This window comes from Kangiella sediminilitoris (assembly GCF_001708405.1).
Classification (GTDB): domain Bacteria; phylum Pseudomonadota; class Gammaproteobacteria; order Enterobacterales; family Kangiellaceae; genus Kangiella; species Kangiella sediminilitoris.
Map to the genome: position 1 here is coordinate 1,123,567 of NZ_CP012418.1, position 24,450 is coordinate 1,148,016.

Here is a 24,450-nt window from a genome sequence, read left to right on the forward strand (position 1 = left end):
ATATTTCATGGGGAAACAGAAGTGCTGCTAACAGCTGAAACTTTGAGATATATTTACTCGTTTTTGAGAGATTGTTAAGTTAATGTTAGCTTTTTGGACTTGATGGACTATTTAGATATAGAAAATATAACAATAATTTATCAATTAAATCAGTGAGATAGTATCTGTGCCGGTTATGTGATTATCTGGAATATTTACATTTTGTACAAAATGCTACAATCTAGATAAATAATAATGAGGCAAAACAAGGGTTGTTTGATAATAACTTGAGTTTGCATATGTCGCAGTAGTGGAGAGAGCCGTGAGTAAGACATTATCTCGTAAAGAATTATCACTGATTGGACGCGAGGGGGAGCGTATTAAAATAGGGTTATCCAATCTTGTGGATGCTTTTCCGAACCATGCTAAAACCATAACTGGCATGTCGAAATGGCTAGGGGCTAATAAATCAACTTGCCAAAGAATGGTTGAAACCATTAATAAAGCCGATACTGGGCTGGAAGTTATAGATTCTCTACCGGGTCCCGCTGGGATCAAAGGGTTTATTAAGCTTGCTGAGAGCAAAGGTAGTAATGAGAGCTTACTGGAAGAAGCAAGAAGTGTTGTCCAACGTTTCGAAAATTTGATTTATGATTTTTCTCGAAGTCACTCAGCTTTAAAAAAACTCATCCGTGAGTCCTCTTCGGTAAAAGAAACCACCAATTCTAAAAGAGATAATCGTGCTGCGCTATTTGAGTCGGTTAAGAAGATAACTGGCGAAACGATGGAGAGCTCTTTCGCTGCTTTCATACTCAAGGAAAGTGAGCAAGATTCAAATTATATTCAACAGTTTACGCTAACTTATTATGACTCATGTGAAACCTCAGAGCATTCGCGTCCACTTATGATGCCGATAGCACCTGTTGAAAACAAAATCTTGTCAGGTGAGCCTGATATAGTTTCACAGGAGCAGGTAAAAGGTAGTAACCTTCCTCTCTTTTCAGTGATCAAAGAATTTACCAGCTCTTCAATTACTGAAAATTTAGATAAGTTTGAGTTGGATGGAGACGTGATGGTTATTCCAACTAAGCTGGGGAGATCCAACCTGAATTTTGGTGCTATTCAGCATTACCCTAAACTGCAACAAAGTCCTTTTCATGGTGGGAAAAAGGTCAGTTGCGTCGGTTTACAGACACGTTACCCAACAAGAATTCAGTATATTGCCTGCTTTTTAGAGAAAACATTTGCGATGCGCAGCGTTGCCAATGCTGGCGTGTATGCTGGTGGTTCTGATATTGCTGGTATCTCAAGCTCAGACTTACTTTGGTATGACCGTTTCCATGACGAAGCTGATCTTCGTTTATCAGAGCCTTATGATGATTTTAATGAGAAACTGGATTATCCGTTAGCAAATGAGCTGGTAGATAACCTTTTCAGCATGTCTGGTTGCCAACGAGATCAGTATACGTGTTTTTTAATGAAAGTAGAGTATCCCATCTGGTCCGCCACCTACAGAATGTTTTTCCAATACGCCGTCGATTAAAGACATAGTATTTCACAACGCACAGCTGTTCTGGTGTGCTTACTCCCAAACATTTTAAGTACCACAAACTGTCGATAAAGTTGACAGTTTGAAGTTAAATCGTGCCAAAACCTAGTCATTTTTGCATTAATTCGTGGGCGTCCACACGAAATAAAAACACTAATATGGTTATAATCAGCAAGTTGCTGGATAAAGAGCTGGGGTTGCAAATGGACAGGAATAGAGAGCATAAAACTGAGCCTATCGGTGAGGATTATATTGCTCTAGATGACTCTACTTATACCCTCAAATATGATGGCCAAAGTATAGCTTTACGTCCAAAAACATTTAAAGTTCTAAAAGTTTTCCTTTCCAATCCCAATAAGGTATTAACCAAAGATTCAATAATCCAAGACGTATGGCCCAGTACAGTTATTTCTGATGACTGCCTGACACAATGCATTGTCGAGATAAGGAAAGTGCTTAAAGATGATGGCCACAGTATTATCAAAACATTCCCCAAAAGAGGTTACTCTTTCAATCCTGGTCAACTAAAGTACCCAGCGACTGATCAAAATAAACGTTTTCGACTTGCTGTTCTAAGCGTCAGCCTTGTGGTGTCCATAGTTTTCGCGATAATGGTGTGGCTATACGGTCCCGAGCGTAAAACAAAGCCAGTTCCTCCCTTAGTTCAGAATAGTATCGCTGTTTTACCCTTCAAGAGTCAGGCTGACTCAGAGGTAGACTACTCTAATTTTGAATTCATTTCAGATGGAATCGTTAGTTTAGTCTCCGAACATACTCAGTTACAGGTTATTTCCAGTAATGCTGCCAGTGAATACTATGAAAAGCTCGATGGTGATCAGTTGATACTTGCTGATGAATTGAAGGCATCACATATAGTGACTGGAGTTTTTAATAAAGGGAGCGGTGGTGATATTCGATTAACAGTACAGCTCATTGAAACAGACGGCTTTCAGGTGGTTTTAACAAAAAGTTTCCATGATGCACTCGAGACTGCGGATTTGCTGCCTTTTTATATTGCTCACTTATTGGTGGAGCATTTTAAAACTGAGCATTTTGTAACTAAAGAAGTTGCTATCAATCAAACTGCCATAGAGCTTTATAAAGTGGGTGAATACTATCTCGATAAACGTGGTGATGATAACATTCTGACCGCAGAGCAGAAATACTCAGAGGCACTCAAGATAGAGCCTAACTATGCCGATGCTTTGGCTGGTTTATCTTCAGTATATTTCTTGAGAGGGCTATCAGGTGAGGATGTCGATGATGAACTCTTAACTAAATCTAAAGATTTTGCCGAGCAAGCGCTAGACATTGATCCCTATCACCCCGTAGCGAATATTAGATTCGCTGATAGTTTGTATCACCTTAATGACATTGGCTTAGAGTTTCAGAGAAACTCATTCGAGAAAGTGATGGTCTACGCACCCGATCATCCGCTGATCCTGGGACGGCTTGCGGGTAGTTATTTAATTCAAGGTGAAACGGTCAAAGCTCTTAGCATTATGAAGAAGCTTGTCGAGTTAAGGCCTGAGTCACTAGTGTTCAGAAACAACCTGGCCCATACGTATTATTATTCAGGCAAATATGAAGAGGCCATTGAAGAGTTCTATAAAATTGCTGATGAAAGCGATATTTTCAGGCAGGAAGTGATGATAGAAATAGCAAAGATTTTACTGATTCAAGGTAAAGAAGAAGAAGTGAAAGAAATGCTAGTTTCGATGGAGCCTTCGGTCTTTAAAAGTTTTCTTGAAAAGTTTTTTAGTGAAGATAAGGTGGCCAGTATAGACTTGGATGACTGCCAGGTTAGATTAGCAATGGCTATATGTCTTGCGCTGGCTGAAATTTATGTTGCTTATGATCAGCAGCATGAATTTAATAAAGTATTGGCTATTTTAAAGCAGAAAGTTAACCTGGGACGCTCATACTCAGGTTATATTTATCTTCTCGTATCTCTAAAGAACTCACCTGTTTTAAGACAAAACCCTGCAGTAAAAGGAATACTCTCGGAACTGCAGGCATAAAAAAAGCGAGCATTAAGCCCGCTTTTTTTATGTCTGAAAATACTAGTGCTGTCTATTCTTTTTAGCTTCTGCTACACGCTGACGAGCAATTTCATCAGCAATGACGTTGGTTGGACGGCCAGAAGATTTCGAGGCATCAAACACCTCAGAAAGAGTACCGTAGATTTCATCTACTTTTTTCAGTGCGGCTGCCTGATCATAATTCTCTTCAAAAGATACGTTAATAATACCACCAGCGTTAATCACGTAGTCCGGTGCGTATAAAATACCTTTTTCCATTAGAATTTGACCATGACGATCTTCGGCAAGCTGGTTATTAGCAGCACCAGCAACGACTGAAGCCTTCAGCTTTGGAATTGTATTATCATTTATGGTCGCTCCCAAAGCACAAGGCGCATAAACGTCAACTTCCTGATGATAAATTTCATCAGTATCAACAGCTTTCGCGCCAAACTCGTCTACAACACGATCAACACTTTCTTTGTTGATATCTGTCACTACCAACTGAGCACCTTGCTCGTGAAGGTGGCGGCAGAGGTAGTAACCTACGTGGCCAAGGCCTTGAACCGATACTTTCAAGCCATCCAAATCATCACGGCCTAAACGGTGATGAACTGCTGCTTTAAGACCAGTAAATACACCATAGGCTGTTACTGGAGATGGGTCACCTGACTTGCCTTCAAGACCAAGTACATGATTAGTCTCTTTGTTGACGATAGCCATATCTTGCGGGTTAATACCAACGTCTTCTGCAGTAATATATTTACCGCTGAGTTTATCTACAAAGCGACCGAAGGCACGGAATAGCTCTTCTGATTTCATGGTCTTAGAGTTACCAATGATTACAGATTTACCGCCACCCATTTTCAGGCCAGCCATAGCATTTTTATAAGTCATGCCGCGAGACAGACGAAGTGCATCAATCAATGCGCCTTCATCAGAATTATAATCCCACATACGACAACCACCCACAGCAGGGCCAAGGTTAGTATCGTGGACACAAATAATTGCTTTTAGACCCGAGTCGACATCACGACAAAACACGATTTGTTCATGATCGTCATAGGCACGAAGGTTAAAAACCGCCATATAAAACTCCTATAAATAAGGATAAAACAAAAGCCACATAACAAGTGGCTATCAAAAGAATTTAGCCCAGGTCGAATTTAATACCTTGAGCTAGGACTGGGGTTTCACCCCAGAAAATAGTATTAGTCTGACGACGCATGTATGCTTTCCAAGCATCAGAACCAGCTTCTCGACCACCGCCAGTTTCTTTTTCGCCGCCAAATGCACCGCCAATTTCCGCACCGGAAGTACCGATATTGACATTAGCTATACCGCAATCCGAGCCAATAGCTGACAAGAACCTTTCTGCATTCTTTACGCTTTGTGTAAAGATCGCAGATGACAAACCAGCTTTTGATTGGTTTTGTAAAGCTAAAGCCTCATCAATCGTTTCGAAAGTCATTACATACAGAATGGGAGCAAATGTTTCTGTTTGTACTATATCCCAATGGTTTTCTGCACGAATAACAGTAGGTTCAACAAAGTGGCCTTTTCCTTCTATACGCTTACCACCTGTTAGAACTTCACCTCCAGCTTTTTTAGCTTCGGCTATAGTATTCTCAAAATTCTTAACGGCCTGTTCATCGATAAGCGGCCCCATCAATGTATCTGAATCTAGTGGGTTGCCAACTTTTACTTGCTTATAGGCGTTTACTATGGTCGGAATAACGTTATCTGCAATATCCTTGTGGACAATCAAACGTCTCGTTGACGTGCATCGTTGACCAGCTGTACCTACTGCACCGAAAACTACCGCTGGAACTGCTAATTCAAGGTCTGCTGTTTCATCAATGATTAAAGCGTTATTGCCCGACAGTTCCAGTAGTGATTTGCCCATACGTTCGGCAACTTTCATTCCTACCATACGTCCCACTTCACTTGAGCCAGTGAAAGACATCTTCTTTACGCGACTATCTTCTATAAACTTTTTAGATAGCTTGTTTTCTTCGCTATCAATAAATAGGTTAAAAATTCCTTTGTAACCATTTCTTTCTAGAACCTTGTTACAGATATTTTGTACCGCAATACCTGTTAAGGGTGTTTTTGGAGATGGTTTCCATACAATAGTATTGCCGCACACTGCAGCAACGAATGCATTCCATGACCAAACGGCTACCGGAAAGTTAAAAGCTGAAATTACGCCGGTAACGCCAAGAGGGTGCCACTGTTCATACATGCGATGTTCAGGGCGCTCAGAGTGCATTGTTTTACCATATAGCATTCTTGACTGACCCACAGCAAAGTCAGCCATATCAATCATTTCTTGGACTTCACCATCACCCTCAGCCTTGATTTTGCCCATTTCGGCGCTGACTAGGCTTCCCAGTGCATCTTTATGGTCACGTAAGGCGTCTGCCATTTGGCGGACTAGTTCTCCACGAACTGGGGCTGGAACCATGCGCCATTCTGCAAAAGATTCTTCAGCCATCTGAAGTACTTTATCGTAATCTTCTTCTGAAGTTACATTTACTTTTGCTATTAGTTCGCCTGTTGCAGGGTTAATCGAATCGATCGAGCCTGCGTCTTGAGTTTCGGTGTAGCCCTCACCCCAACTTGCCGATTGGTTGACAGCTTTGATACCTAACTCTTCCAAGAATTCCATATGAACCCCTAAAGTCATTAAATTCAGTGAATGTGTTAAGAATTAACACTTTCTGTATCTCAATTTTGCGCAGCAACCTTACCACTAGAGGCCGTTTTTAGCCAGAAAATTTTAGGTGTGTTGATTAAAGAATGAACAATATTGAGGGTGGTCGGACAAGTCTTTCAAGTATTCTCTATAAGAACTTGTTTTGTGATAAGAAATATTAATAGGTTGGGTGATATAGTCAGAATAATGGGTTTGTAGTGTTGGGTGTTTATTATTGAATTAGTTCGTGTTTTTAGTGAGGAGTATTCTTCAATACTCCCACCAGCAGGTTTTCCACCATGAAAGAAACTCATCAAACTCAATGTATCCGCTTCTATCGGTATCAATTAAGGCAAAGCCTTCCTGAGCTTGATCTGGGTTTGATTCAGGCGATAAAACCACTAGCAATTCAGTAAATTCATCAAGGTCAATTCGGCCATTCCCATCACTGTCAAAAAAGTCAAAGTGGCCTTTTATTTCTACAATTTGATCTTCAGTCAGGGCTTTCATCATGCTCCTTCAGCTTGTGCTTTTCTAATCAAGGTTATTGACTTCAAGTCGGTATCGAACTTTACGTTCTTCCATATAGTCAATAACTGTTTTACAACAGTCCGTATGACCACCAACATGTTCAGGTGCATACACACCGACCTTATCAAATTTGTCTTTCAATATCAGCCCTGCGATGGCGTTAGCTGCAAAGCCAGTCGTTCTTGCCATAGAGGTTTCTTGTTTTATTTTGTCGTATTCATCATATAGGTCGTAGACGTACTCTTTACGCTTTCCATTTTCAACTCCTCGAATACGAATTCTCATGATAGTAAACTCTTCTTCCTTACGTTTGAGTTTCCACTCGTTAATTAATACTTTGGAGGTGAACTCTATTGGGCTAATCTCCATACCGTTGACCATCACAGGATCAGAGTCAAAGAAACCGCTTTGCTTTAACGCTCTAATGGCCTCTACATGGCCCGGATATCTTAGCGTTTTCTCTTTCATGTTGGGAATGTGACTCATGGTATAAATAAGACTTCTTAGCCCGTCAGTATTAAATGCTTCGAGAGTACCAATTTGCTCGAACTCTATTAATTCTCGGTCTGTTAGAGGTTCTTTAACTAACTCACGACCATTTTCAAAGTAATGTACAGGCCTTACATATTCAGCAATGACGTCAAGAGGAGAGAAGGGTGCCTTGTATTCAAAAGGTTTACTGCGAATTTTGGGAAGTCCTCCAACAAAGCATTCAAAATCGGTGACTTCCATTTTAGTATTTAAGAATCCCAACAGTAGGTTGTCCATGCCCGGCGCAACGCCACTATCTATTACTGCAGTTACATTATGCTTTTTTGCAAGATGATCTAACTCAAGACAGTTTTCTGGAGCAAACGATATATCGACCACATTTTTTCCAGCTTCTATAACATTCTTTAATGTCTTAAAGCCGAGGTTGCCCGGAACTGCGCATATGACAATATCAAACGGTTCAACGATTCTTTTTAATGCCTCTCCATCCAGGACATTAAGCTCTTGGGTATTAATTGATGGCTGGCGCTTTTTTAGTAATTTTAACGTTTGGGTATCTATATCAGCTACAGTGACATCATATTTTTCGGAAATATCCCGAGCGATGACGTTACCCACCATTCCTGCACCCAGTACAATTACATTACTCATAAAGGCTCCTTTTTATCCTCTGAGTGTAAAGAGATTAATTTATAGCTCTTTGTTCTTCAAGGCTGGCTTGATAAGGGGTGACTTTAATCAGTATTCCCATTGTTGGGTGATCAATATAATAGAGTTTATCCAATTTAACTTTCAGGGTTTCAGACATTTCAAAATAACCCTGAAGCTCATCTGGAATTTGCAGATTTTCTTGGAAGGTTTGACTGTCCACCGTAGGTTTTTCTTCCGCAGTAGTGAAGGGTAGGTCCAGTTCTGGTTCGTTCTGATTCTTCTCACTGGTTACTTCTTCTGAGCTATCAGGCTGTATTTCGGCCGGCGTTTCATCCTGACGGTAGCCAATGACCTGGCTCTCGATGAGTAAGCCCTGATTACGGCTAAAGCGAATTAGCCCCTGGAATTCTTGTAAACCTTCTTGCCCAGGCTCATCTTCGATTTTAAAACCAAGCCATGGGGTCTCATCTTTATCATAAAGTGGCTGGCGCCAGCCAATATGGAGAAGGGGGCGCATATCGCTAGTAAGTTTTAGCCTACGGTAAACACCTTCCATCTTTTGCTGGCTCCGCTCTAAGACAGTGTATTCTGGAGGTAGCTCAATAATATCATTACCGAGGAAGTATTCTGCTTCTGCTTCTAAAGGGATAGCAGTTTCCTGACCTTGCAGGTGCAATTCATTAATTCTCTTGAAGAATACAATTTCGATATCGAAAATACTCTGGGCTTGAGCCGAAGTAGTCACAAATAATATTGCAAAGCTAATTAAAGTTTTTAACATACTGTAATGTCTTTGATATTTATAATAAATTCAGTGGCGTTAATCCGTGAATAAGCATTGAGTTTACCATGATTTTGATAGAAACCCAGAGCTAATTAGTTACTGTATTTTTTCAAAAACCAGTCGGATTGCTTTGAGTAATGGCTTTAACTCTTCTTCATCGGTTAAAATTTTAAGAACAACGCTATCTTCAAAGCGGTATAAAGCAGGGTTCATTTGAATCATCTTGATTAACTTCGTCGGATCGACCGGACTGTCTTGATTAAACCGGATTCTGACACCTGAGTGAACCAGATCTATTTTACCGATTCCTAAAGGCTGAGCTTCGAGAATGAGTTCGTTGATGGCGAACAAATTCTTAAGCTCTATAGGTAATATTCCAAAACGATCAATGAACTCTATTTGAAGCGCGTCGAGCTCATCTTTCGTCTTAGCACTGGCAATTCGTTTATACAGTGAAAGTCGTGTGGCCACATCACCAATGTAGTCATCGGGAATAATGGCTGAAACTCCGAGCTCCACTTCCGTTTTTTGGCTTAAGGTTTGTTGCAAGCTAGGTTCTTTGCCGTCTTTTATATCTTTGATTGCCTGCTCAAGCATATCCATGAATAGACTGAATCCAACTGCCTGCATCTGGCCTGATTGCTCTTCACCAAGTAACTCTCCGGCACCACGAATTTCTAAATCATGTGTGGCGAGTGTAAAGCCCGCACCTAAATCTTCGAGAGAAGCGATAGCATCGAGTCGCTTTTCTGCGTCACGGGTAATTTTACGTTCTGCTGGTGTCAGCAGGTAAGCGTAAGCCTGGTGATGGGAACGTCCTACCCGGCCTCGTAGCTGATGAAGTTGGGCTAAGCCAAATTTATCCGCACGATTAATGATCATGGTATTGGCATTAGGGTTATCTATACCCGTTTCTACAATGGTCGTACATACAAGCAGATTAAAGCGTTGGTGATAAAAGTCACGCATTACCTGTTCCAGTTCGCGCTCTCTCATCTGGCCGTGGGCTGAATTGACTCTCGCTTCAGGCAGTAGCTCCTGAAGCTCCTTAGCGGTTCGTTCAATACTTTCGACACTATTGTGCAAGAAGTAAACCTGACCACCCCGCAAAATTTCTCGGAGGACAGCTTCTCGAATAAGAGGTTTGTTATATTCGCGCACGAATGTTTTTACTGAAAGCCGCTTTGCCGGAGGAGTGGCAATAATAGATAGGTCACGCATACCTGACATCGACATATTCAAGGTCCGAGGTATCGGTGTAGCGGTTAGAGTCAAGATATCAACTTCGGTGCGATATTTCTTAAGTTGCTCTTTCTGGCGAACTCCAAAACGATGTTCTTCATCAATTATCAATAAGCCAAGACGTTTAAACTTTACATCCTGCTGAATGATTTTATGCGTACCAACCACAATATCTATGGTCCCGTTTTTGAGTCCTTCTAAGGTTGCTTTATTCTCTTTTGCTGTGGCAAAGCGAGATAAAGCAGCTACCTTAATTGGCCAGTCGGCGAATCGATCACTCAAGGTCTCAAAATGCTGTTGTGCGAGAAGGGTGGTAGGTACCAGCATGGCAACCTGTTTCCCACTGTTTGCAGCAATAAATGCAGCTCTTAATGCAACCTCGGTTTTTCCAAAGCCAACATCGCCACAAATAAGTCTATCCATTGGCTGTGGTGCGCACATATCTCTTATAACTGAGTTTATAGCGGTTACCTGATCGGGAGTCTCATCAAATCGGAATTCACTGCAGAAGCGATTATACTCTGACTCGTCCAGCTGATAAGCGTGGCCTTCTTTTGCTTCCCGTCTGGCGTATACATCCAGCAGTTCAGCCGCAACATCTCGTGCTCGTTCCGCAGCTTTAGCTTTTGCCTTATCCCACTGTTCGTTACCGAGTTTATGCCAGGGGGCAAGCTCTGGGTTTGTTCCAGAATATCGACTGATGAGGTGCAGCGACTGTACAGGTATGTAAAGCTTATCTCCTCCTGAGTATTCAATCATCAGGTATTCAGCTTCAAGATCGCCACTGGTTAGTTTTTCAAGTCCTCGGTAGCGTCCAATTCCTTGCTCGACGTGAACTACAGGATCGCCTTCCTTAAGTTCAGCCAGATTGCGTATGACGTCTTCAGCCTGAATAGATGCTTTATTGTCTTTATTTGTTGTGCGGCGCTGGATGGCTTGTTCGCCAAACAGCTCCATTTCAGTAATGACGGCGAGGTTGCCAATAGCAAAACCTTGGGTCAGCGGTGCTACACCAATCTCCAGAGCTTTAGGAGTAATGTTTTTAATGGTTTCTTGCCAGCTGGCACTTGTACTCGCTGCAATATCATGGCGTTCCAATAAATCTTTTAAAGCTTCGCGACGCCCCGGGGACTCCGTAGCAATTAGAACTTTACCTTTCCAGTGTGACAGGAAGTTACGCAGATGATGGGCTGGATCCGATGCCTTGTGTTCTATTGGCATTTGAGGGATCGGTTGCGTAATATTCGAGTCAGCTGGTGAAGATGGCTCAAGACGGATTCTGAACGTTTCCTTGAGTAAGCTGTTTAACTCATCTTCATTCAGATATAGCTCTGAAGGTGGGAGTATGGGCCGTTCGATATCATGGCGTCTCTGCTCGTAACGCTCAGTTATTTCCGACCAGTAGTCTTCGATGGCTGAATCGTGTCGGCCCAGGGAGCACAGTAGACTGCCATCCGGAAGGTAGTCAAACAATGTACTGACTCCCTCAAAAAATAGTGGTAAATAATACTCAATCCCCGCCGGAGCATTACCATTACTAACTTCTTGGTATAGCCAGACACGTTGCAGATCAACGTCAAAAGTACTACGGAAGTTTTGCCTGAATGTTTCTATGCCAGTTTTGTCGAGCGGAAATTCTTTGGCCGGCAACAGCTCGAACTTATTAATCGTTTCATCTGATAACTGACTTTCGGGATCAAAATATCGAATTGTATCGATCTCGTCGTCGAAAAAATCGATTCTTAATGGTTTATCACACCCCATGGGAAATACATCAAGAATCGATCCTCTGACAGCAAATTCTCCGTGTGAGTAGACCTGGTTAACGGAGTGATAGCCATGTTGCTCGAACAAAGCTCTGACTTCATGCATATCAAGGTTTTGCCCTGTGTGCATGATTAAGCTGTTCTGTTCTATGTACTGACGAGGAGGTAGACGCAGTAATAAAGTACTCATGCTGATGAGAACAATACCCTGCTTCAAGCGCGGGAGCTGATATAGTGTCAGGAGTCGTTGCGAAACGATGTCCTGGTGTGGACTGAAGTTATCGTAAGGCAGTGTCTCCCAGTCAGGAAAACTGAATACCGGTATTTCTGTATGTTCGTCCGAATGACTTTTGCCTAAAAAGAACTCTATTTCCTGCTGCAAGTGCCATACTTGTGGGGCATCATTACAGATGACAATCAAAGGTTTATCAAATTGTCTTGCCTGTTCCGCCAAAGCAAGTGCACGACTGGAGCCTGACAATCCTTGCCAGTGGTTTATAAAATTCGATTTTTGTTTAATCTGGGGGAGTTCTAATAGCATGACTTTGGCTTTTGGCACAGTCTCTTTTGGTCGAATCGCTGGCGAATTATATCGATCTTAGCTCTAGGTTAATAGTATTTGAACAACAATTTGCACAGAGCCTGGATTCTGGATAAGGTATTGTAATCAATCGTAAAAGCAATTAAATAGGTTTTTATGAACATTTCTTTTAAGCAAGCGGAAGGCTTTTCAGTGACACCAACCATGTTCATCGCCGGATGGAAGGTATGGTTTAAACGTTTTTCTGATCATCCCACTCAATGGAAGTATGCAAAGATGCCGTTAGGGGAGAGCTCAGATACCCTCAGTGCTCTCATTCGGCGGAAACAAAGATTTTCAGTTGAGGTTCTTGCCAGAATGATGGTTCCCTGGGCTTATCGAAACTCTAGCCAGGTTAGCCTTGAGTTTGTAGAAACTTACTCCGAATGGCTTGAGTTAACGAGTCTCAGTGAAAACGATGAAACGTCTATTGATGCGGTTTGCTTAAGTGATAAAGCTGTAAAATACTGGGACAGTCTGGCCTTTGTGGTTCAGGATGATTTTATGAATTATGCTGAGGCCAGGGTTCAGGCGGATATTGAGGCTCCTTCAAGTGATCCAGTGGTGTTAGATGATCAGGGAATTGAGTTGATTGGTGAAGATACTTATCCACCATATGTTCCTGACGCAGATGCTAGCGATGAAGAGTTTATACGAGCGCTTGTTCAGTGGATTGATGACGCACCTTATCAAGCATACTATCTGAAGCAGCCATCTGGTGATGCCGTGGCTGGTTGGGATAACCGGTTATCAGCTTTTTTCTGGCCTAAACCCAGAATTGGTTACACATTATATCAGGCGATGATTGATCCACTATATTATCGTGCTACTGAATTAGCTAAAACGGTCGATGCTGGTGGTTCCTGGGATAAGGAGTGGGGAGAAATGGCAGTAAAGACAGCTATCGAACTATTTGATGTGAGTGGCACTCCTCAAAAAGGGGTGACTTTGGATAATGTTCACAAGGTCATTCAAACCGCACTGGCTGAAGACTTTGACTCCAGCGCTAAAATGAATAGCGGTTGGTCTTTCCTGGCATCAGCTGCTACGTCTTACCTTGATGGAGAAGAGGGACGTTTGCCAATGGTTTGGTGGTGTAGCAGAGTTGCAAGCTCAATCATTTCAAGACTTGATTTTTTATTAGCAGAAGCAGGTGTTGAATCTCTCGATAAAAGGTTTCCTGATATTGGAACGGTTCCAGGCTATGGTGGCACTCGTCCGAGGCAGTATACCCTTGGCTGGCCTGAGGGTTATCGCTCTTGGAAAACCCAGATCGCTGCAAGCAATCTGGTTCAGGAAATGGTAAAAGTTCTTAATTCAGAACGCGATAAAAATGGTAACAGGCTTTACTCTAGAATGCCTTTAGCAAATGGCAGTCATGGAGATTGGACAGTGCAAGGTGTTCAGACGGTATTATTTGCAGACGGCTATTAAGCTTTTACCGTTAACTCATATATGCTCAACCAGTAGTGTTTTTGTCATGGCCTGGTTGAGCATCAGATATTAATGACTAATCATCAATTTTCTTTTCTTTTTCCGCCAATGCCTTGAGTTTTTTCTGACCAGTTTTACTTGGTTTTTCGTTAGGCACTTTCTTCTTATCTTCAGGCTCAATTACCAAGGATATAATTTTGGTTCCGCGAGGAATGTTTTCACCAGTTTCAGAGCAGAAAATCTTCAGTGAACCACTTTTATCAATCATATACAGTGCCACATAGTTTTTATTATCTGCACGGTACTGTTCATAGCTGTAGTTATCAGTAATGTTGGTGATTTTAATTTTTGCATTATTGGCAATCATGCTTGCCAGTTTGCCATAGTTAATACTTTCACCAAATAGCCATGGTGACTGCCAATACTCATTTCGGTCCTGACGCTCGTTTTTGAATTTGTCATCGTTATACCTTAGGCGATAGATATTTTTCTTTCCAAAGGCGTGACGATAATTAATTTCACATAGAGTATTCAGCTCACGGTCCATGCTCATGGCAAATAAATGACCAAAACCGACAAGATCCAGATGCCTGTCGGCATGGTCTGAAACCGGGTTACCGAAATAGGTTTTGATTCCTTCCATACGTGCACGAGAAATGTTGGTGTAGTTGTTGTGTGCCATGATGACATCAAAACCTGAATCTTTTAACGACTGAGCAACCTTTAAAGCAACTGGGTTGCTACCGATAATCAGCACGCCGTTATCAGAAGTTTCCCGTACTTTTAACAGATTACCAATTGGTTTTGCTGTCAGGCTCTGAATTAATACAGTACCGATTATTACGACGAAGACCAAAGGTACCAGATACTCAGTACCGGCAAGGTTGTATTCAGCCAACTTTATGGCAAATAGTGATGAAATGGCTGCCGCAACAATACCTCTAGGTCCTATCCAGCTAATCATCAATTTTTCATTAAACTTTAACCTTGAACCAATGCTTGAAGTCCAGACGGAAATAGGGCGGGCAACAAACATAACTACGGCCAATAAAATTAGGCTGGGAATCCCAATGGACATCAGGCTATCTAGATTAAGGCGGGCAGCGAGGACGATAAAGAGTACAGAAATTAATAGCAATGACAATGACTCTTTGAAATCCAGCAAATCTTCTTTTTCAAACTTTGGCCAGTTAGCTAGTGCAACACCAAGAATGGTTACTGTCAGTAGGCCTGACTCGTGTTCAATGTGATTCGATATTGAAAACAGCAGGAGTACGTAAGCAAGAGCGAAGACATTACGTAAATATTCTGGTATCAAGTGTCTTTTGAACAACTGTGCAAGGATATAGGCTCCAATTAGTCCAATTAAAATACTTACTAATAGTATTTTTCCAAAGACTAATAGTGCGTGATCACCTGATCCCCCTGAAATAATATATTCATAGACCAGTACGACGGCAATGGCACCAATCGGGTCAATAATTATACCTTCCCAGCGGAGAATGTTACTGATGTTTTTATTCGGTCTGAGACTTCTCAGTATTGGAACAATGACTGTGGGACCAGTAACACATACAAGGGCACCAAATAGGATTGCAATCTTAGGATCCATGTCGAACAGGAAATAAGCTGCCACAGACACAATAATGATAGTTATCAGCACGCCTACTGACACCAGCATCTGTACCACCCGGCCATGACTTTTCACTTCATGGAACTCGAGGGTTAAAGAGCCTTCAAATAAAATTACTGCTACACCAAGGGAGATAAACGGGAACAGTAGATCCCCAAGAGCTTCATCTGGATTAAACAGTCCCAGGATAGGGCCAATGATGATACCAATCAGTAACAAAAAAAGAATCGAAGGTTGTTTGAGGTACCATCCGAGCCATTGGGCACCAATGCCAAGGGCCAGGATACCGGATAAAATCAGGGCAAGATCAAGTGTTAGCATAATGTTGGGCTTTGATAGTCCTTTATGAAGTGCTCGTTTTGCATACGACTATATAATTCAATGGGTAGTATGATGATAGACATGGAGCTTGCTGTCCAGTAAAAGCTATAATTTTACAGTGATTATGTGTCGAAGTTCGGACTAGCAGTTATGAGTTGACTGTATGTATTGACGCATATCAAATCCCAATGCTCCATCTGGAAGTGAGGCGGAGATTTTGTATTCCTCACCAAGGTGATCTTTGGGTGACTTTTTAAGATCTATGATGATCGAACGCTTAAGAGCGCCTTTCTTATTTTGTACCAGTTCGACTTTAGGCTGAAGCTTATGCTTGCTGTCAGTAGAGATTACGATCCCAACTTCTCCATTCGACATTCTTACCAAGCTACCCGGAGGATAAATACCCATCATCTGAATAAACTTACCCACGAGTTTTCCATCAAACTGTTTATCTCGCTGTTCGAATAAAATTGTCAGTGCCTCACGAGGCGAGCGACTCAATTTATAAGGTGTTTCACTGGTGACTATGTCGTATACGTCAATAATGCTAACGATACGGCAGTTTTGGCTAAGAGGCAGATGCAGAGAGTCTTTAGGATAGCCCTTACCATTAAAGTGAACATGGTGATTTTTGATGACGTCCTTTACCTCTGGGTCTATGTCCTTATCGTGCATGATAAGTTCGTAGCCTAGCATGCTATGCTTTTGCATGACACGATATTCAGCCTCATTCAAAGGCCCTTTTTTATCCACGATATCCTGAGGGATCTGGCTTTGACCCAGGTCATGTAGTAGTCCGCATAAGCCTAGGAGTTCCAAGTCTTCCCGTTTCATACCGAGGTATTTACCGAAAGCAATAGAGAGAATGGAGACGCGCAATCCATGTTCGGCTGTGAACTGATTTCTGTCTTTTATTCGTGTCAACCAGAAAAGGGCGTTTGCGTTTGAAAGAATACTGGTAATGCAACTATTAACAACTTGCTTACAAACCTTAATATCGACTTTTAAGCCAAGCTTTGCAGATTCAAATAACTCAATGGCAAGTTCCCTTGCTGACTCAAAAGTACTGGCTGCACGCGGTAATTCGTGATGAATTGGAGTATTTTCAGGAAGAGTCGGGCCACCAGCTTGCTTATTCAGCTCCTGCTTCTTCTTTTCCCAGAGAAAAGCATCAATTTCAATGTATACGTATTTACAGTATTCCCGTAATACTTTGAGTTCGTGTTCGGAGGAGACTTCAAATTTCTGGAATGCAAGAGGCACGTCGGTCCATGGTCTGTCGAGTTCAACGACAAACATACCGATATCGATACAATCAGCTGGTATTTTGGCTTTTATTAGCGCCATTGTATTTCCAATCTCTCTAGTGGGACCCCAATATTGTGAACTATCACAATAATAATTGTTAACTATATCACAAAAATGATGCTAAACAACAAAATATTGGTGCTTATTCAGGTCGCTGATCCGGTGCTTGTCATTAACTCAGCTGTGTACGACAAGACATAATCATTTGCTGGATAATTGGTTCAAAATTTTGCATAATTGCCCCCAATTTCAGCTTGAGGTCTTTTGTATGGGCTACTCACAATTTGTAGAAAACCTGACTCCAGATATGATTGAGCGGTTCACCAGTGCTGTTGAAACTGGTAAGTGGCCTGATGGTACTCCATTATCTGAAGAACAGAAAGAAACGTGTATACAGGCTATCATGCTTTATCAGGCTAAATTAAATCAGTCCGTAGATGAGCCCTTTACTATTACAAAGGATGGCGAGCTGGTAACAGGAAAGAAGATAAGACAGGAATACCCAGGCAGAGGTGAAAAAGACAAGAAACAAAACATGGGTATTACTGTGGACCCTGATTTGATTATTCCAAATAAAAGCAAAGACTAGCATTTTGTTTATCACAATGAATCGCGCAGCTGATTGCTTAAGTTTTAATTGGTTAGTTCTCCTCTCAAGCTGACCACCATATTTTTTCGAATACTCTCGACATCCAGACCTCGACTAAACAGATAGTAAAGTTTAGCCAGTGCGGCCTCAGTCGTCATGTCAAAACCAGAAGTTACGCCTGCATCCATCAGTATTTTACCTGTCTCATAGGTACTCATATTGACTGAGCCTTTTAAGCACTGAGTACAGTTGACAATAACTTTACCCTGGCTGGTTGCTTGCCGGATGGCATTCATCAGCGGTTTGTTATTAACAGGCGCGTTTCCTGCACCATAACTTTGCAGTACCACTCCATCAATGTCTTGATTGAGGTAATCTCGAACCAGCTCCTCTGAAATACCCGGAAACAAAGTCAGTATGGCTATTTTGGGCGAATTAAAATGACGAACAGTCAATTCTTTATGCTTGCGTTGCCAAATCAGATGCTCACGAACCTTGATAGTGCTTCCAATACTGGCAAGAGGTGGCATATTAGGGGAGCTAAAGGCTGCAAAACCGTCAGCATCCGTTTTAAGCGTACGATTACCTCTATGCAGGTGATCATGGAAAAACAAACTGACTTCAGGAATTGGGTAGTTAGCAGCCAGATAGACCGAATTAATCAAGTTATCCCGGGCGTCAGTTCTCAGCTGAGTCAGCGGTATTTGAGAGCCAGTAAAAATAACAGGCTTCTGTAGACCTTCTAACATGAATGACAATGCAGAGGCTGTGTAAGCCATGGTGTCAGTACCATGTAGGATGACGAAACCATCATAATCCTGATAGTTTTTTTCGATATCATCAGCGATGTGATGCCAGTCTTTGGGTGACATGTTGGCTGAATCAATAGGCTCTTCATAATCATGAACCGTTATCTCTGGCATATCCGGATGATTGAACTCAGGAAAACTTTTGAGCGTATCTTTAAGAAAGCCTTTTTGAGGTACAAAGCCCTTATCACTGGGTTTCATGCCAATGGTGCCACCTGTGTACGCTATGTAGACTTTCTTTTTTTCCATATTTGGATTCCCAATTACTTACGAGACTATTCAGGCGGGAAGTATAGCGGTTACCAGCGGAGATAAAAAGCTTCTATCACCGCTGGATGCAGAGAGTTATTTGGAGTTTGCGTTCAAGTAGTCAATAGCCAGACGAGATAAAGCTTTAACCCCCAGCTTCATACCTGACTCATCAATGTAAAAGTCAGGCGTATGGTGAGGCGCTGCTTCTGAAGCGGGCAAGCCTTTGGGTTTGCCGCCAATAAAGAAGAATACACCTGGAATTTCTCTGGCATAGAATGAGAAGTCTTCAGCTCCGGTTATCGGTGGAATGATATTGACGTTATCCTCACCAGCAACTTCCATTAAAGTTGGCATCATCTGATCGGTTAACTCCGGATTGTTATAGGTTACAGGGTAGGAAGACGAGTAGGGTACTTTAACATCGACTTCAGCTCCCATTGACTCACCAACCAGAGTCGCTTTCTTTTTAACCAGACCTAGTATTCTCTCTCGATCTTCAGTACTCAAGGTTCTAATGGTGCCAGTCATTTCGGCTGTTTCAGGAATAATATTTGATCTGACGCCAGCCTCTATTGTGCCAACCGTAACCACGGACGCCTGACGGGTTATTGGCATATGGCGACTGACAATGGTTTGCAGGCTGTTAATAATCTGGCTGGCAGTAACCACCGGGTCAATAGAGTCCCATGGGGTAGAGCCGTGTGCCTGCTTGCCCTTAATTGTGATTTTGAAATCATCCGAGCCAGCCATGATGCCTTTCTTACGTATGTTGATATCGCCGACATCGGTGCCAGCTGAGATATGCAGCCCGAAAATAACATCAACATCAGGGTTCTTTAATACACCTTCTTTAACCATCAGTTCGGCACCGCCTTCCTCACCGGGAGGTGCGCCTTCTTCTGCGGGCTGGAATATAAACTTAACTGTACCTGGCAACTCATCTTTCATACCAGTCAGAAGCTCTGCGACGCCCATTAGCATAGCTACATGTGTATCGTGACCGCAGGCATGCATTACTGGGACTTCTTTTCCCAGGTACTCACCCACAGCTTTAGAAGCAAAAGGTAAGTCAACACGTTCTTTAACTGGTAGTGCGTCCATATCAGCTCTTAATGCGACAACTGGTCCCGGTTTACCGCCTTTTAAAACGGCCACTACACCTGTATGAGCAATCCCGGTTTTAACCTCAAGCCCTAGCGAGTTTAGGTGTCGCTCAATGTATTTACTGGTCTCGTACTCTCGGTTACTTAATTCAGGATTCTGGTGTATGTGACGACGCCAGTCTATGACTTTCTGCTCAAGAGCGTCTGCAGCAGCATTAATCTCTTGCTCAGTTTGTGCATCAGCTACTGGCAGTAAAAATGCTGACAGTAGTACGCTGATAAGTACTTTTTTCATAAGTGTCCTCCAGTTTTGAAACTACTTTTGTACAGACTTTCGCCACATAATGCAAACTTGCAAGTCCTTGTAAAATGGACAAACAGTCCTCAAAATAAAGCCAGCTACTGATTAATGAGAACCTTTATATGTTGCCACTATTAACTAATGGTCATTACGCTATATTTGCTATTGTACTGTTCGTGATCATTTTTTCTCTGACTTTACATGAGTTCGGTCATGCCTATTCGGCCAAACTTTTGGGTGATGACACCGCAGCAAAAATGGGTCGGCTTAACCTGAACCCCATTAACCATATCGACCCAGTGGGCTTGCTTGCGGTGATTTTGATTGGATTTGGCTATGCAAAGCCCGTTCCTGTGACACACAGAAAACTGAAAACTACCTGGGGTAGTGCGGCCGTTGCGGCGGCTGGACCGTTAATGAACTTCCTGATAGCACTGATAGCAGTAAATTTACAGGCAGCGGCCTGGTATCTCGATATCACATCTCTGCAATCTCAGGTGGCGCAAACCTCGCTGAGCTTCCTGGCCATGATTAACATTCTTCTAATGCTGTTTAACCTACTGCCCATAGGACCATTAGACGGACACTACGTTATGGAGTGGTTATTACCCAGAAAATATAAATATCAGTACACTCAGTTTAATGCTAAATATGGCACCATGTTTTTCCTGGCGCTTATTGCTTTAAGTATTCTTGGAGTACCAATATTCAGTTTCTTGTGGAAAGCGGCACAGACCATGTCGGGATGGATTAACTTTTTTGTGTAATTCAAACATTCTTTTACAATATGAATGAATAGAGTTTCTATCGAATGAGTTTCTAATTTCAGCCATCCAAAATGACTTGGCGTGATAGTGGTTTTATATGGAGACTTGCGAAACTTAAGGAACAAAAAAATGCCGTTTACTTTTCAGTAAACGGCATTAAATCGAACACTAGGGTGAAGCTATTATATTAGTTCTCAGAGAGGTGATGCTTCATCTCTTCTGGAGCGAAGTCGTCGACATTGACGATATCCAGTCGAGCTTCTTCCGCATCAATCACCAGCTGGTATTCATCCTGAGTGATATGTCCCGCATCCAGTGCTTCCTTAGCAAACGGTACAACCTGATGGTTTGCAGCACGTTTACCCAAAGCTTCTGAGAACTTTTTAACAATGGGCTCCATTTCAAGCTGAAGGCGAAGAGCTCTATCAACCTTATAAAGGTTGCTGGCTTCGGATTCTGACTTGAAAATTCCTAGAGTCAGCTCTTCACGCATCGCTGTTGGTTCTTGTAGTTGACGCGCTAATTTACGACTCAACTTGTCTGATGGCGGCGACAGTGGCAAACCTAATGGGAATACCACTAATCGAAGTACTTTACCCATCCAGCTAACCGGGAAGTTTTTCAGTGCACCATCTGCAGCCATCTGCGTTTCATATAGACAATGTTCAAGAGCCCACTGAACAATTTCTTTGTCATGCTCGGGGCGACCCTTATCATGGAACATTTTCAAAACGGCTGAAGCAATATAAAGATTACTCAGCATGTCACCAAGGCGACCTGATATCATTTCACGTCGCTTTAATTCACCACCAAGCACGCCCATTGTTACGTCTGACAAGAAGGCAAGGGCGCTTGAGAAGCGAGTAATACGTTGGTAGTAGCGACCAGTAAAGTCTGACTGAGGCTTCTTGACTAGTCGACTGCCAGTTAACCCTAACCAGAAAGTTCGAATCTTATTGCTCATGGCAAAGCCTAAATGACTGAACAGAGCTTTGTCGAAATCTTTAATAGCTTCTTTACGGTTTTCGTTCTGTGTTGCCTGAATTTCTTTTAGAACATAAGGGTGGCAACGGATCGAACCTTGTCCGTAAATAATTAAGCTACGCGTAAGAATGTTAGCTCCTTCAACAGTGATTGAGATTGGAGCTCCTTGATAGGCTCGAGCCATATAGTTTTTCGGACCCATCATGACCGCTTTACCACCATGCACATCCATACCGTCGCAGGCTGTTTCGCGAGCCAGGTTGGTGCTATGGCATTTGACGATGGCTGAAGCAACAGATGGCTTTTCACCGCTATCAATACCCGAAGCTGTAAAGGTTAACATCGAGTCGACCATATAAGCTTTACCCGCTATACGAGCTAGAGCTTCCATGACGCCTTCCATGTAACCCACCGGTACGTTGAACTGTCGGCGGATTCGAGCATAGGCACCCGTCGTATAAGCAGCCATTTTTGCGCCACCATTTGCACTTGACGGTAGAGAGATTGCTCGACCTGCAGATAAGCAGTCGACCAGCATTCTCCAGCCTTGACCGGCGTTCTTTGGACCACCGATGATGTAATCTAAAGGAACAAATACGTCCTTACCCGAAGTAGGGCCATTTTGGAATGGCGTACTTAATGGGTAGTGGCGACGACCAATGTTAACACCGTCAGTATCCGTTGGGATTAGTGCACAAGTAATGCCTAAGTCCTCTTTATCGCCTAGTAAACCTTCTGGGTCATACAGCTTAAAAGCGAGGCCCAGAATCGAAGCTACTGGAGCTAAAGTGATATAACGCTTGTCCCAGGTAAGTTTCATGCCCAGAACTTCTTCACCGTTCCACTGACCTTTGCAAATAACACCCTTATCCGGGATACCACCTGCGTCGGAACCAGCTTCTACTGCCGTAAGGGCAAAGCAGGGTACCTCTTCACCTTTTGCTAAACGCGGCAGATAGTGGTCACGCTGTTCTTGTGTACCATAGTGCATTAACAGTTCGGCAGGGCCTAATGAATTAGGCACTGAAACAATACTGCCCGCGGTTGCACTGAGAGAGTTAATTTTAGTCAGTACACGAGACTGGGCATAGGAAGAGAAGCCAAGACCACCATATTCCTTAGGAATGATAAAGCTGAAAAACCCTTTCTCTTTAATGTAGTTCCAAACTTCAGGTGGTAGATCACGATCGATGTGAGTAATCTGCCAATCGTTGATCATGCTGCATAGTTCTTCCAGAGGACCATCGATAAACTCTTGCTCTTCTTTTGAAAGCGTTGCTTTTTCAAAGCTATGCAGTCGTTTCCAGTCCGGTTTTCCGCCAAAAACTTCAGCCTCCCACCAAACAGTACCAGCATCTAATGCTTCCTGTTCAGTAGCCGAAATTTTAGGCATGATGCCTTTGAACACATCCAATAGCTTGGCTGAAATTGTGCGGCGCACAACAGTAATATTCAGAGGAAGGAAAATGGCAAGGAAAACTATCCCGTGTACATAAGGAATACCTTCTACCAGACTCCAGGCCACAAGAATAGCTGCCAGAACCAAGCTAGTTATTTTCAGGCTGGCTCTGTGATAAAGCGTAATCATCAGTGCCAACAGTAAAATTATTGTGAGCATAGCAACCTCTTTAATAATGAATTAATAACAGTCTAACACAACTGCTCGTACCAGTTGAAGTGAATTTATAATGCTTTATGTTTGAGATCAACACTTAAATACTTGATGTTAAACTAAGATTGTAAGAGTATGTGACAGTTTTACGGCTGAAAATTGGGGAAGTAGCATGAAGCGCTTAGCGGTCGCCATCATTCACGGCATTGCCTCGGAAGATAAACATTATTCGACCGAGTTTAAACATAGAGTTGTTGAGCAATACTTAAAAGGCGACAAAAAGAATCGAATGGAAGATGATTTGCTATTCCATGAAATCTATTGGGGTGATCTGATACAGGATATAAATGATGACCTTCTTAACCGTCTGGACTATAGAAATGAGTTAACTTACGGTACCGTCCGTCAGCTCTTTATTAACTTCATGAATCTTGGGTTGGCTTATCACAACAATTCCGATTTATATCAGGCAATACATCGAAGAATCGCAGAGAGTATGAAAAAGTTAGCCGCTCACAGGCACGTCGATCCAGATGAGACACCAGTCGTCTTACTGGCACACTCCTTCGGGTCAGTCATTATGTCGCATTACATCCAAGATCTGAGAAGTTCAGATTCTACGGAGGGTGGTGCACAGAAACTAACAAACATTGAACGCTTTGATACTATGGCAGGCTTTATTACCTTTGGTAGTCCCTTAGCCATATACGATTGTTTGACTGAGCGGCTACCGTCACCAATAGATACAGTTGGAAAGAAGTTAAATCCAGAATTGAAGCAGCGTGTTAAGTGGCTTAACTTTTACGATAAAGATGATATCGTGGCATATCCGATGAAAAACATAAGTGACGACTATGAGCATGCGGTTACTGAGGATTATGAAATTAATGTGGGAAGCGCAGCAACTTCATGGAATCCTGCATGCCATACAGGTTACTGGGAAGATAAAGACTTTTACCGGCCAGTAGCAAATTATTTAGGTGAGATTAGAGCTTCTCATCCATTTTGGGATTTGCCTGATACACTGTAACCTCTGAAAACGTA

At 42.4% G+C, this 24,450-nt stretch carries 17 protein-coding genes; 6 read left to right on the top strand and 11 right to left on the bottom strand.

The genetic code is table 11. The features are described from left to right. Positions 1-301 precede the first annotated feature (301 nt). Both KS2013_RS05270 and KS2013_RS05275 read left to right on the top strand, forming a co-directional pair. A complete protein-coding gene (locus KS2013_RS05270; RefSeq protein WP_068990775.1) occupies positions 302-1,522 on the top strand; it encodes a hypothetical protein in 1,221 nt (406 codons plus the stop codon). 164 nt (positions 1,523-1,686) lie between these two features. Further along, on the top strand, positions 1,687-3,549 hold the full coding sequence (locus KS2013_RS05275; protein ID WP_068990778.1) for a winged helix-turn-helix domain-containing protein: 1,863 nt from the start codon (positions 1,687-1,689) through the stop codon (positions 3,547-3,549). 42 nt (positions 3,550-3,591) lie between these two features. Here the strand turns inward: KS2013_RS05275 and KS2013_RS05280 are convergent, their stop codons facing one another. The 6 genes from KS2013_RS05280 to mfd all read right to left on the bottom strand — a co-directional run bounded on the left by KS2013_RS05280 (position 3,592) and on the right by mfd (position 12,254). Next, entirely contained in the window at positions 3,592-4,638 is a 1,047-nt protein-coding gene (locus tag KS2013_RS05280; protein ID WP_068990782.1) for a Glu/Leu/Phe/Val family dehydrogenase, read from the bottom strand. Between the two features lie 61 nt (positions 4,639-4,699). Next, entirely contained in the window at positions 4,700-6,220 is a 1,521-nt protein-coding gene (gene amaB / locus KS2013_RS05285; protein ID WP_068990784.1) for an L-piperidine-6-carboxylate dehydrogenase, read from the bottom strand. A 297-nt stretch (positions 6,221-6,517) separates the two neighbouring features. Further along, positions 6,518-6,760: an EF-hand domain-containing protein gene (locus KS2013_RS05290; protein WP_228703754.1), complete on the bottom strand. Its 243-nt coding sequence runs from the start codon at positions 6,758-6,760 to the stop codon at positions 6,518-6,520. 21 nt (positions 6,761-6,781) lie between these two features. Further along, the gene (locus tag KS2013_RS05295; protein ID WP_068990786.1) at positions 6,782-7,921 is read right to left on the bottom strand and encodes a saccharopine dehydrogenase C-terminal domain-containing protein; all 1,140 of its coding nucleotides are present in this window, start codon (positions 7,919-7,921) and stop codon (positions 6,782-6,784) included. 34 nt (positions 7,922-7,955) lie between these two features. Next, positions 7,956-8,702 (bottom strand): CsiV family protein, encoded by a 747-nt coding sequence (locus KS2013_RS05300; RefSeq protein ID WP_068990790.1) that lies wholly within the window; start codon positions 8,700-8,702, stop codon positions 7,956-7,958. A 99-nt stretch (positions 8,703-8,801) separates the two neighbouring features. Then, a complete protein-coding gene (gene mfd / locus KS2013_RS05305; RefSeq protein ID WP_068994415.1) occupies positions 8,802-12,254 on the bottom strand; it encodes a transcription-repair coupling factor in 3,453 nt (1,150 codons plus the stop codon). A 156-nt stretch (positions 12,255-12,410) separates the two neighbouring features. Between mfd and KS2013_RS05310 the strand changes: the two genes are divergently transcribed. Continuing rightward, positions 12,411-13,727 (top strand): hypothetical protein, encoded by a 1,317-nt coding sequence (locus tag KS2013_RS05310; protein ID WP_068990794.1) that lies wholly within the window; start codon positions 12,411-12,413, stop codon positions 13,725-13,727. A gap of 76 nt (positions 13,728-13,803) precedes the next feature. On the opposite strand, the gene KS2013_RS05315 is transcribed toward KS2013_RS05310, so the two are convergent. Continuing rightward, on the bottom strand, positions 13,804-15,681 hold the full coding sequence (locus KS2013_RS05315; protein WP_068990799.1) for a cation:proton antiporter: 1,878 nt from the start codon (positions 15,679-15,681) through the stop codon (positions 13,804-13,806). 141 nt (positions 15,682-15,822) lie between these two features. Next, the gene (locus tag KS2013_RS05320) at positions 15,823-17,028 is read right to left on the bottom strand and encodes an HD-GYP domain-containing protein (RefSeq protein WP_068990801.1); all 1,206 of its coding nucleotides are present in this window, start codon (positions 17,026-17,028) and stop codon (positions 15,823-15,825) included. Between the two features lie 229 nt (positions 17,029-17,257). On the opposite strand from KS2013_RS05320, the gene KS2013_RS05325 reads away from it, so the two are divergent. Further along, the gene (locus KS2013_RS05325; RefSeq protein WP_068990804.1) at positions 17,258-17,578 is read left to right on the top strand and encodes a YeaC family protein; all 321 of its coding nucleotides are present in this window, start codon (positions 17,258-17,260) and stop codon (positions 17,576-17,578) included. A 44-nt stretch (positions 17,579-17,622) separates the two neighbouring features. Here the strand turns inward: KS2013_RS05325 and ansA are convergent, their stop codons facing one another. Then, complete coding sequence (gene ansA / locus KS2013_RS05330; protein ID WP_068990805.1) at positions 17,623-18,636, bottom strand: asparaginase; 1,014 nt, start codon at positions 18,634-18,636, stop codon at positions 17,623-17,625. Between the two features lie 96 nt (positions 18,637-18,732). Then, complete coding sequence (locus tag KS2013_RS05335) at positions 18,733-20,037, bottom strand: amidohydrolase (protein ID WP_068990807.1); 1,305 nt, start codon at positions 20,035-20,037, stop codon at positions 18,733-18,735. A gap of 128 nt (positions 20,038-20,165) precedes the next feature. Between KS2013_RS05335 and KS2013_RS05340 the strand changes: the two genes are divergently transcribed. Further along, positions 20,166-20,810, top strand: a complete 645-nt coding sequence (locus KS2013_RS05340) for a site-2 protease family protein (protein ID WP_068990809.1) — start codon at positions 20,166-20,168, stop codon at positions 20,808-20,810. Positions 20,811-20,997: 187 nt separating this feature from the next. On the opposite strand, the gene KS2013_RS05345 is transcribed toward KS2013_RS05340, so the two are convergent. After that, positions 20,998-23,412 carry an acyl-CoA dehydrogenase gene (locus tag KS2013_RS05345; protein WP_068990812.1) on the bottom strand — a complete coding sequence of 805 codons (2,415 nt, stop codon included), beginning with the start codon at positions 23,410-23,412 and terminating at the stop codon, positions 20,998-21,000. Between the two features lie 166 nt (positions 23,413-23,578). On the opposite strand from KS2013_RS05345, the gene KS2013_RS05350 reads away from it, so the two are divergent. Next, positions 23,579-24,436 carry a hypothetical protein gene (locus KS2013_RS05350; protein ID WP_068990813.1) on the top strand — a complete coding sequence of 286 codons (858 nt, stop codon included), beginning with the start codon at positions 23,579-23,581 and terminating at the stop codon, positions 24,434-24,436. The last annotated feature ends 14 nt before the right edge of the window (positions 24,437-24,450 follow it).